Genomic DNA, 10,819 nt, shown 5'->3' with positions numbered 1-10,819 from the left:
ATGCTCGGTCCCGGCTCAATCATCGACCGGTAGCCCGGATCAATCATCCACGGGCCGTGGATGAGTTGTGGGGACACGAGAATGGCCGCTGTCGACGACAGCGGCCATTTCGGTGTTGCGGGTGTCAGACACTTCGCTGGGACTTGCTCGATTCCGAAGCGGCCTTGCTGGTCTCCTTGATCTGCTGCCAGTCGGCGTCGGACAGTGTGGTCAGACCGGCGAAGGTGCCGGGTCCGGCCAGCATCTGGCCGCCGTCCATGGCGATCGTCTGGCCGGTGAGGTAGTCACAGGCATCCGACAGGAGGAACATGGTGAGGTTGGCGAGCTCGTCGATCGTCCCGGCCCGGCCGGCGGGGATCTGATCGGTCTGCGTGGCGCCCACCGAACTCTTGTCGGTGGGGTTGAGCATCTCCCAGGCGTAGTCGGTGGGGATCGGTCCGGGGGCAACGGCATTGACCCGGATGTTGTACTTGGCCCACTCGACGGCCAGGGACATGGTCATGGAGTGCACAGCGGCCTTGGCCATCGCCGACGGGACGACGAAGGCCGACCCCGTCCACACCCAGGTGGTGAGGGTGGACAGGATGGAGCCGGGGAGTTCGTCGGCGATCCACCGCTTACCCGCGGCATGTGCGGTGTGGAAGGAGCCGTTCATCACGGTGCTCGTGATCGCCTGGAAGGCGCGCGGACTGAGATCCTTGGTCTGCGCGATGAAGTTGGCCGCGGCGTTGTTGATCACGCCGGTCAGCGGGCCGTGCTCGGACCAGATGGCACCCATGGTGGCGTCGACGTTCTCGTAGTCGCGAACGTCGACGGTGTGGTAGTGCACCGATCCGGGACGCGGTTCGGAAGCCTCGGCCGCGGCCTCGGCGAGGACCGCCTCACGCCGGCCCCATAAATGGACCTCGGCGCCGTGTTCCACCAGGTGGCGTGCAACTCCGCGACCGAGGCCGGTACCGCCGCCGGTGATGAGAATGCGTTTGCCGGACAGCAGTTTTGAGGAGAAGGGGGTTTCGCTCATCGGACACCTCGTCGATGGTCGGGGCCGGCAGATTGCCTACAGGCCGATGTTCTTCGCGATGATCTCGCGTTGGATCTCGTTGGTGCCACCGTAGATCGGCGGAGCCAGGGCGCGGCGGACCTGGCCCTCCATGCCGTATTCGCGGGCGTAGCCGTAGCCGCCCATCATCTGCATCGCCTCGAGTGCGGTGTTCTTGGCGATCTCGGTGCAGCGCATCTTCGCCATGGCACTTTCACGGGCGAGATCGTCCTCGAGGCCGGCATCGATCTTGGCGGCGACGTCGTAGACGAACACCCGTGCCATCTCGATGTCGGTGGCAAGGTCGGCGATCCGGTGACGCAGGGCCTGGAACGACGAGATGGGCCGGCCGAACTGCTCGCGTTCTCCCGCATAGGCGATGACGTCGTCGAGCGCGCGTCGTGCACCACCGATACTCATGGCGGAGATGATCATCCGCTCGATCGAGAGTCCACGCATGAGCTGCTTCCACGCCTGACACGGGGTGCCGACAACCGCCGAATCCGGGACCACGACGTCGGTGAAGAACACGTCGTTACAGGTCCGCGGTTCCATCGTCTCGATGCCGCGGATGGTCAGCCCCGGGGTCGAGGTGGGCACCATCAGCAGGGTCATACCCTGATGTTTGGTGCCGCTGGAGTCCTCGCGTGCCAGCACCAGGATGTGTTCGGCCACATGAGCGGCCGAGATCCAGGTCTTCTGGCCGTTGAGTACGTAGCGGCTGCCGTCGCGATGGGCACTCACCCGGAGCCCGGCGAGGTCAGAACCCGCGCCGGGTTCGCTGAGTGCGATCGCCTCGAGCCTGCCGGCCACCAGGTTGGTGACGACGGTCTTCTTCTGATCGTCGGTGCCCCACCGCAGATAGGTCTGTGCGGCGGTCAGGCCGGTGGAGTAGGCGGTGATCGGGGCCAGTCCACGGGTGGACTCCTCCAGGAAGATGCACTCCTCGACGAATCCCGCACCGCCGCCGCCGAACTGTTCCGGCAGCGACACCCCCAGCCAACCGTTGCGGGCCATGTCGGCCAGCACCGTCGGACTGTTGGCCAGGGTCCCGCCGTCGGTCACCGCATCGCGCTGGGCGACGGTGGCCAGTTCGCGGCGGCAGTAGTCCGACACTGCCGCCGCGAACTCACGCTGTTCTGTGGAGAACTGCACGCTACTTGCCCCGGTAGGGGGTGAAGTCGGGCTTGCGCTTCTCGTTGAAGGCGGTGATACCCTCGCGGGCCTCGGGGGTCTCGCCGAAGATCTCGAGGGTGGAGTACGCCATCTGTCCCACGCTGACGAAGTGCTCGGTGTCGGTGTTGAGCGACTGCTTGAGCACCTTGAGTGCAGTGGGGGAGAAGTCCAGCATCTGGTCGGCCCAGGCGCGCACCTCGTTGCGGAGTTCGGCGGCCGGGACCACCTTGTTGACCAGACCCCAGTCGAGTGCTTCCTCGGCCGACAGGCGGCGCAGCATGAACCAGATCTCGCGTGCGCGCTTCTCGCCGACGACGCGTGCCAGGTAGCCCGAGCCGAGTCCGGCGTCGAAGGAACCGACGCGCGGGCCGTTCTGCCCGAACTGGGCGGTGTCGGCGGCGATGGTGAGGTCACACAGGACGTGCAGGACGTGGCCGCCGCCGATGGCCAGGCCGTTGACGGCCGCGATCACGGGCTTCGGGTTGTCGCGGATCACGCGGTGCAGCGACTCGACCTCGAACAGGCCGCTCTGGGAGGGGCCGTAGTCGCCGGTCTCGGCGCGCTGCTTCTGGTCGCCACCGGCGCAGAATGCCTTGTCGCCGGCGCCGGTGAGGGCGACGACGCCCACGTCGGAGCTGGCCCAGGCGCGCTTGAAGGCGAGGATCAGCTCGTCGACGGTCTGCGCGCGGAACGCGTTGTAGCGCTCCGGACGGTTGATCGTGATCCATGCCAGCCCGTTGTCGACCTCGTAGGTGATGTCGGTGAATTCGCTCATCAGACTTCGGTGTCCTCTCGCTGTGTAGATGGGGTGACGGCCCGTCGCGTATATGGACTGACCATTTACGCCACACTAACCGTGGAACCTTGCGGGACGCAAGAGTGGTGGTCGACGTCGTCGCCGGGATGGCGTGCGTCGCCGGGTGACTGTGTACTAGGTCCGATATTTACTTTTGGTCGGTCCATATGTTTCAGTGTGTGACGTCCGGCACATCAGGTCCGGATCTCTTGGACGACACCCAGACCGCAGGGGAGTTCGCATTGACCATGACCACGACGCCCGCACACACCGGCCATCTCAATCGATGGTGGTATGTGGCAACGGGATTCTTGACCCTACTGTTCGGCACCGCCACGGTGAACGTGCTCTTCAACATCCTGGGGAAACCCATGACCGAAGAGTTCGGGTGGAGCCGTGATGTGATCACCAACGGATTCTCGATCGAGACCGTCTTCGTCGGCATCAGCATCATCGTCCTCGGCGTGCTCGTCGACCGGTATGGACCGCGAATCCCGACGCTGCCGATGACCCTCGGCTTCGGCATCGGTCTGATGTTGATGGCCGTGATCCCCAACAGCCAGATCGCCTTCTACGCCCTGTGTGTGCTGATCGGGGCGAGTGCGGGTGCGGTCAACCCGGTCGCACATGCCACGGTGGTGAGCGCCTGGTTCGTCGACCGGCGTGGGCTCGCACTGGGGCTGCTGATGGCCGGCAGTGGTGCCTGCGGCGTGCTGATGCCCTATCTGGCCAACTGGCTGGTGGGGCTGATCGATTGGCGCGGGACATTTCTGGTGATCGGTGCACTGTGCACGGCCATCCCGACCGCGGTGTACGCCTTCGTGACCAAGATGCCCGCAGACTACGAGCGCGAACGTGTCGCGGCACGATCGGAAGGCCGTACGGCCGGTGAGTCGCTGTGGCGCATCGCCCGCACGTCCCGACAGTTCTGGCTGCTGTGCGCGGCGATCTTCCTGGTCTCGTCGGCAACGTTCGGGTTGATGTCGCAGGTGGTCCCGATGACCACCGACAAGGGGATCGACAAGACGCTGGCGGTGACATTGCTGTCGGTGCTGAGCCTCTCGTCCGTCGCCGCCCGACTCGGCGTCGGATACCTCCTCGACCGGATCTTCGCATCGTTCGTCGGCGCCGTCATCTTCGCGCTGTGTGCGGTCGGCGTCATCCTGCTCATCTCGTCGACCTCGAGTCCGGCACTGTTCCTCGGGGCGGTGCTCATCGGTCTCGCACTCGGCGCGGAAGGCGACGTCGCGGCGTACATGACGAGCCGGTACTTCCCGAAGCACTCGTACAGCCGGGTGTTGGGTTGTGTGTACTTCCTGTTCGCGATGGGCTCGGCGGCCGGTGTCTTCCTGCTCGGGCAGGTGTACACGATCACCGGGTCGTACACCGCGAGCATCGTTCCCATCGTCGCGATGGTCGTCGTGGCCATCGTCTGCCTGCTCGCGATGGGCTCCTATCGCTACTCGCTCGACCACCAGGAGATCTCGGTGGACTCCGAATCACCGGCCGAACAGGCCGCGATGACGAGCTGACGGGACCGAACCGACGGGACCGAGCTGACAGGACACAGTGGCGAGCCCTGGCCGGCATCATCGGATGCCGGCCAGGGCTCAGTTCTGTTCGGGGACGCCGGTGTCGGTCGCGGCCGCCACCACGGCTGCGGCGATCTGTTCGGGTGTGCGGTCGGCCGATCCGTCCACGGTGCGCAACCGTATGTGCTCGGGTCCATCGGTCGGGCCGGGACGGCTTGCGGCCGAGTCCAATCGGATCACAGTCCCCGCCCCGAGTTCGGCCATCGTGTGTCCGGCGATGTCACTGACGAGCTCGGGTCCGCCGCTACAGGACACCACGATGTCGGGGTCACCCAACGCGGCGGACAGCTCGGCCACCATCCGTTGGGCCTCGGCCGGTGTGGACATCTCGCCCGAGGCGGCGACCGACCACATGCCCGACGCGGCACCGAAGACCGCGCGTGCGGTGTTCTCGGTCTCGGCGGCGTCCGATCCGATGATGCCGATTCGCTGGGAACCCGCGCGAACCAGGTGCAGCGCCACCAGCCGGCCCACCGGGGTGTCGCCACCGACGACGAAGACGGTCGAGTCGGTCAGTCCGCCACCGGGTGCCGACGACGAGCTCATGGTCGCGGTTCCAGGGTCAAGGGCACCGGTTCGTGGTGGTGGTCGAGTGAACCGTCACAGCCCTGGCAGCGCGGAGCCGCCTCGGTCTTGCGTTCGGCGAGAAAGCGTCTCGTGGCGGTGTCCTGGGGTTCGGTCCGCGCGATCGCACCCAGGTGTTCGTCGCGTGCGAGCAGCCCGGCCCCGTACGCCCCGGCGATCTGCGGTTGCGTCAGGATCTGCACCGGATGACGCAGGGCCTTCTCGATGTAGTGGCGTGCGGCGGCGTTCTGGGCGACCCCGCCGGTCATCACCGTCGGGGTGTCCTTGCCGACCTGCGCCACGAGGCCCAATGTCCGTGCCGCGACCGCCTTGTGCACCGACGCGGCGATGTCGGCCTTGTCGAGTCCCTGCGCCAGCATGGAGATCACCTCGGTCTCGGCGAAGGTCGCACACATACTGCTCACCTCGAGGCCCTCGGTTCCCGACAGTGCGAGATCGGCGATCTGGTCGATGTCCACCTCGAGCGCACGCGCGAGCACATCGAAGAACCGGCCGGTGCCGCTGGCGCACCGGTCGTTCATCGCGAACCGTTCGACGAGGCCGTCGTCGCCGACGGTGATCGCCTTGCTGTCCTGGCCGCCGATGTCGATCACGAGCCTGACGCCGGGATGCATGGCCGCGGCCCCCCGTGCATGGCAGGTGATCTCGGTGAACGACCGGTCGGCACCGGGTACGAGTTTGCGCCCGTAGCCGGTGCTGACGATCCGTCGGATCTCCGAGGCGTCGACGCCGGCATCGGCGCGGGCGCGGTCCATCGCCACGGCCACCGCATCGCGGCTCACCGCACCCATCTGCACGACGGCCGACCCGGCGATCTCACCGGCGTCGTCGACGATGACGGCCTTCGCTGTCGTCGACCCGAGGTCGACTCCCATCACATACCAGGACATCGTCAGACCAGCATCTTCGTTCGCTGGACGTCGATGGCCTCCAGCATCGCCTCGAGCCGGCTGTCGAAGAGCTCGTCGTTGTAGAACGACGCGTCGGCGACGTCACCCTCGAAGAAGAAGGACTTGACGCCCCGCTCGCGCTCGGCGGTCTTGGCCAGCATGGTCTGCGGGTTGGTCATGGCCCGGCAGGTTCGGGTGGAATGGAAGGCGATCCCGTCGATCGCGTACTCGTCGAGACGCCGGATCAGCAGCTCCTGCAGGTTCTTCAACCCGTGATTGAGCGGGCACAGCAAATAATGCTGGGCCATTCCGCGCAGGGGGTTGTCGACGTCGATGAGTTGCGGTTCCTGCCAGAAGGATTCGTGGGTGTAGCGTCCGGCGACCACGGCCACGTCGTACTCGGCGAACTTCTTGGTGAGGAAGCCGAGCTTGTTCCAGTTCATGATCCCGTCGAAGTAGACGCGGTATCGCTCGTCGGCGATCGCCGGGACACCGTCGACCAGGCGCTGCTCGATCTCGGCCTTCACCCCGGCGAAGTAGTCGACGAGTGCCTGGTTTCCGGGCAGGAAGTTGATCGGGGCGATGCTGGCGACCCAGTCCCAGTAGGTGGCGGGGGTGGGTGCCTGGGTGCACAGGGCCATTCCCTCCAGGCGCAGCTCGGATGCCTTCTTGATGTAGGACATGCTTTCGCTCAACACATCCCAGTCGAACGGACGCCCGGTCTGGTGCTCGAGGAAGGCGACGAGTTCACGCAGCTGGCCCTCGGCGTAGTCGCTGACCTCCTCCCATTCCTCGCCCCGCATGTAGCCGGCGTCGGGCTTGTTGCCCCACAGCATCGGGAGCGAGACGTTGAAGACCGGGAGCTGACGGTCGAAGACCCGGTAGGTCATCGCATCCCACTGCTGGCCGGTACTGCAGCCGGCATAGCCGTTGACGAAGAAGTCGGGTGCGGGCAGCTTGGCGGCCAGCTCCTGCTGGTCGAGCATGCCGACCACACCGGTCTCGCTCTCGGTGAGATTCTGCTGGGTCAGGACCGCACAGCCGAGGTGGGTCCTTGCGTAGGAGCACAATTCTCCGATGTAGCCGTACTCCGCGCCGGCCAGCTGGGCGGGTTCCTCCAGGTGCTGTGCGGCGAGGCGGGCGGCGAATGCCTCACCGTGGCACCATTCGAGGCCCGCCGCCTGGAACAGCGGGTTCATGGCGGCGCCGTTGTACCAGACGACATGCTTGCCGCGTTCCTTCGCGGTGAAGATGTTCTCCCAGTAGTCGGCGGTCATCTTTCCGCCGACGCGGGTGCTGGCGAGCTTGTTGGTCTTGTTCTTCTGGAAGAGTTCACTGGTCATGATGTCTCCTGGGTTCAGACCGCGATCGGGGCCGGACGGCGGCGGATTCGTTCGACGAAGGTCTCGAGCTGCGTGCGCAGTTTCTCGAGGGGCAGGCCCTCGTGCTCGGTCTCGATGAGCAGCAACGGGATACCGTGGGCGTCGAGGGCCTTGCGCAGCTCCGGGTAGTACAGCATGTGCGGTTCGCAGAACTTGGCCATCAGGACCACCACACCGTTGGCGCCGCTCTCGGCGACCGAGTCGAGAAGGTAAGTGTCCCAGTCGACGTCGCTGGTCACCCGGGTCGGGCAGGGTGCGTTGACATTGCGGTCCAGATACCACGTGGTGAGCGCGGCGAGCGGATCGTCGGTCTCGGGCACGTCGGTGGAGATGTAGCGGTAGCCGGTGTAGAGGTCGTCGTCGACGACGATCGCCCCGGAATCCTCTATGGCGTCGAGGATCTCGGGTCGAGGGGCATGACAGAAGTGGCCCGACAGGTGGATTCGGACCACGTCGGCCGGTGCATCCTGCTCTACCCGGAGGTCGGCGAGGATCGTCCGCAGGATCGCGGTGTGCTCGTCGATGTCCATCACCATCGACGACTTGACCAGCAGCTGCATCTGGCTCGCGGTGATGCGTGCCCGGCCCGACTTGCGCAGCGCGTAGAACTCCCGGAGGAGTTGCCGGTTGCCGTTGTAGGCCCGGATGCTCGCGGTGATCCGCTCGGGTGTGACCGCGGTGCCGGTGACCTGCTCGATCTCGGCGGTCAGCTCCGAGATCCGGTTCTCCACCCGTGGTCTGGTCAGGGCGCCGTCCATGGCGCTGGTGAACTGGGCGAAGTGCACCGGGGTGTCCGGACGCTTGTAACGGATGACGTCGACGGCCCCGAGCAGCTGGACGCAGTGGTCGGCGGCGACGAAGGCGTCGATGCCGTCGAGTTCACCGATGGCGATCTGGTCGGCGACGCTGCGGGTGTAACCGCAGTAGAACTCGGCGAGCAGGCTGCGTCCCTCGGTGATGGGTGTGCGGCTCTCCTGGATGATCACCGGATGGGCGTTCGCCGCGTGGACGAGTTCGACGGGGAAGTTCATCGGGAACGTCCCGATCGCGGGACGCCCGTGCGCGGACTTCCATCGTTGCACGTAGGCGGCGGGATCGTCGGCGGCCGACTTCAGGAGGGCCATGGAGGGTGCGTGGAGTTGGCTCACGATGTTCCTTTGGCTGAGATGAGACGCGGTGGCTGTGGACGAGTCGAGCTCATCGGGCGTCACCTGAAACGATACATTTCATGCTAGATCATGTCTAGATGTGTAAAACGTTGAGGCGGATCCGTGGGTGGTCGGGGATGACGGGGTGGCCGGGTGTCGATACCTCTCGGCATCGTCCGGTCGTCAGTCCGGCCGGGCGATCTCCAGCCAGTGGGCATGCGCGGCGGGGGCGCGTTCGGTGCGCAGCTCCTGCAACCGCCGGATCACCGTGAGGCCGGGCCAGTCGGGCAGGAGCTCCTGCGGTAGTTGGGGATCCATGTAGGGGGTGTGGCGCAGTGCGTCGATCAGCTCGATGTGTGCGACCAGTGCGGCCTTGCCGGTGAGATGGTTGTTGTTGTCGAACCGTGCGCGGAGGGACTCGTAGGCGCTCGACACCTTGTCCAGATCCCAGGACCGGTGCACGATCTCGGACTCGGAGATGCCGACCGTCGTGGGCGATCCGATGAACGAGATCGTATTGGATTGCAGGTCAAGGGATTCGATGGCGGACTGGGCCTCGGACAGACGGTCGGCATGCGGCGACACCCAGATCCCGGCACTGGGGTTGCCGAAGCCCGCCCATCGGAGGGCGGCGTAGAGCTTCTTGCGGGTGGCCCGCTGTGATTCGGGGATCGGGACGATCAGGACGAGCCAGTTGCCGTCCCAGCGCTGCGCGGAGGTGTCCGGGAACACGCGCGTGGTGCCCTCGCGGAACAGCTCGTATGACCGCTCGGTGACCGCCCACTTCGTCTCGCGGCCGTCCCGCTCGGGGGCGATCAGGCCGGATGCACCCGCCCGGGAGATCGCCTGCCGGCTCGCCGACTCGCCGAACCCCACGCCGGTGAGCGCGTAGAGCAGTGCGGCGGTCCGTACCGGCCTGCGGTAGGGGGCGACGAGCTCGCCGAGGATGGAGATCAGTGCCGATCGGGCGCTCTTGATGGAGGTCGTGGTGCCTTCCAGGATCTCGTCGCACTGATCGGTCATGAGCGACATCGTAGTCAGCGGGGATCGGCCCGACGGAGTCGACGGGAGCGGCCGGCCTCGGCGCGGCGCGGTCGGCGTCGTGGCGGTCTGCGCGGGTGGGGTCATCGGATACCTCCGGGGTGAGCGGGGTCGGGCCCCGTCCTTTTTGATACATCTCTGGATAGATCCGCATCCATAGTGTAGAACGTTAACCAAGGCGCGGATACCCCTCGACGACGTCGGGGCGGCGCGCACAGCCCTTCGTCACCACGGTGCGGCGTGACCCGGTCCCGGGTCGTCGGACTCGTCGGTGTTCGTCTTCGAGAGGTGAAGTCGTGTCAGAATCTCCCCTGGTCCGGACCTACGCGGACTCCGGTGCACTCATCGTCGGCGGGACCTCCGGTGTGGGGCTCGCGACCGCGCTCGGCCTCGCCGAGGCCGGTGTCCGGCGAATGGTGCTGGTCGGCCGCGACAAGGAACGTGGCGACGCCGCGCGTCAGGCCGTGCGTGAGCACCATCCCGATGCGGACGTCCACTTCATCTCCGCCGATGCCACCGACGAGTCCGAGGTGGAACGCGTCGTGTCCACCGCTCACCGCGAGCTGGGGTCGCTCGACATCTGCGTCAACTCCACGGCCACCGCCTATCGCCCCGAACTGCTGCACCGGACACCGGCCACGGACTTCTCCGGCATCCTGACCGGACAGGCGCTGCCCCCGATGCTGTTCACCCGCGCCGTGCTCCCGCTGATGCAGGAGCAGGGCGGCGGGAGCATCGTCAACATCGCCTCCGACGCGGCGAAGGTGCCCACCCCCGGGGAGAGCGTCCTGGGGGCGGCGATGGCGGCGATCGTGATGTTCTCCCGTGTCGCGGCGATCGAGGCCAAGCGAAATGGTGTGCGGGTCAACGCGGTGACGCCGTCGCTGATCAACGGCACCCGTACCGCCGCCAACGTCCTGAGTGACGGTTTCAGCCGGTCGCTGTTCGAAAAGGCGGCCACCCAAGCGCATCTGGGAGTCGCCGAGGCCGACGACCTCGCCTCGCTGATCGTCTTCCTCGCCGGCCCGGGGGCCGCGCGTCTCACCGGGCAGTCCATCAGCGTCAACGGCGGGATCTCGGCCTTCTGATCCACGCCGTGGCTGCTCGTCCCGGCGGACCACACCCTCGATGGAGGTCGGAACATGTTGGTCGACAGCACTTCCCGATCGG

10 protein-coding genes are annotated in these 10,819 nt (G+C 66.4%); 2 read left to right on the top strand and 8 right to left on the bottom strand.

What is annotated here, in order from left to right; translation table 11 throughout:
- Positions 1 to 124 precede the first annotated feature (124 nt).
- Genes GD1_RS13850 through GD1_RS13840 form a run of 3 tightly spaced genes read right to left on the bottom strand, consistent with a single transcriptional unit; the run spans position 125 to position 2,990 of the window.
- Positions 125 to 1,021, bottom strand: coding sequence for an SDR family oxidoreductase (locus GD1_RS13850; RefSeq protein ID WP_020790131.1), 897 nt, complete (start codon positions 1,019 to 1,021; stop codon positions 125 to 127).
- 36 nt (positions 1,022 to 1,057) lie between these two features.
- A complete protein-coding gene (locus GD1_RS13845) occupies positions 1,058 to 2,194 on the bottom strand; it encodes an acyl-CoA dehydrogenase family protein (RefSeq protein ID WP_053777346.1) in 1,137 nt (378 codons plus the stop codon).
- A 1-nt stretch (position 2,195) separates the two neighbouring features.
- A complete protein-coding gene (locus GD1_RS13840; RefSeq protein WP_020790135.1) occupies positions 2,196 to 2,990 on the bottom strand; it encodes an enoyl-CoA hydratase-related protein in 795 nt (264 codons plus the stop codon).
- A 269-nt stretch (positions 2,991 to 3,259) separates the two neighbouring features.
- On the opposite strand from GD1_RS13840, the gene GD1_RS13835 reads away from it, so the two are divergent.
- Entirely contained in the window at positions 3,260 to 4,543 is a 1,284-nt protein-coding gene (locus GD1_RS13835; protein ID WP_059037614.1) for an MFS transporter, read from the top strand.
- A 78-nt stretch (positions 4,544 to 4,621) separates the two neighbouring features.
- On the opposite strand, the gene GD1_RS13830 is transcribed toward GD1_RS13835, so the two are convergent.
- The 5 genes from GD1_RS13830 to GD1_RS13810 all read right to left on the bottom strand — a co-directional run bounded on the left by GD1_RS13830 (position 4,622) and on the right by GD1_RS13810 (position 9,640).
- On the bottom strand, positions 4,622 to 5,149 hold the full coding sequence (locus GD1_RS13830; protein WP_059037608.1) for an SDR family oxidoreductase: 528 nt from the start codon (positions 5,147 to 5,149) through the stop codon (positions 4,622 to 4,624).
- Positions 5,146 to 6,078, bottom strand: coding sequence for an acyl-CoA dehydratase activase (locus GD1_RS13825; RefSeq protein WP_020790130.1), 933 nt, complete (start codon positions 6,076 to 6,078; stop codon positions 5,146 to 5,148). Before GD1_RS13825 ends, GD1_RS13830 begins: the two co-directional genes overlap by 4 nt.
- Before the next feature lie 2 nt (positions 6,079 to 6,080).
- Positions 6,081 to 7,421, bottom strand: coding sequence for a 2-hydroxyacyl-CoA dehydratase subunit D (locus GD1_RS13820; protein ID WP_053777321.1), 1,341 nt, complete (start codon positions 7,419 to 7,421; stop codon positions 6,081 to 6,083).
- 14 nt (positions 7,422 to 7,435) lie between these two features.
- Positions 7,436 to 8,584 carry a 2-hydroxyacyl-CoA dehydratase subunit D gene (locus tag GD1_RS13815; protein WP_202927198.1) on the bottom strand — a complete coding sequence of 383 codons (1,149 nt, stop codon included), beginning with the start codon at positions 8,582 to 8,584 and terminating at the stop codon, positions 7,436 to 7,438.
- A 207-nt stretch (positions 8,585 to 8,791) separates the two neighbouring features.
- Positions 8,792 to 9,640, bottom strand: coding sequence for a PaaX family transcriptional regulator (locus GD1_RS13810; RefSeq protein ID WP_373855325.1), 849 nt, complete (start codon positions 9,638 to 9,640; stop codon positions 8,792 to 8,794).
- Positions 9,641 to 9,945: 305 nt separating this feature from the next.
- Between GD1_RS13810 and GD1_RS13805 the strand changes: the two genes are divergently transcribed.
- Positions 9,946 to 10,737 carry an SDR family NAD(P)-dependent oxidoreductase gene (locus GD1_RS13805; protein ID WP_059037604.1) on the top strand — a complete coding sequence of 264 codons (792 nt, stop codon included), beginning with the start codon at positions 9,946 to 9,948 and terminating at the stop codon, positions 10,735 to 10,737.
- Positions 10,738 to 10,819: the final 82 nt, after the last annotated feature.

It is taken from the genome of Gordonia desulfuricans NBRC 100010 (assembly GCF_001485495.1).
GTDB classification, from domain to species: domain Bacteria; phylum Actinomycetota; class Actinomycetes; order Mycobacteriales; family Mycobacteriaceae; genus Gordonia; species Gordonia desulfuricans.
The sequence above is the reverse complement of the archived record's forward strand: the minus strand, read 5'-3'. Positions and strand labels throughout refer to the sequence as shown.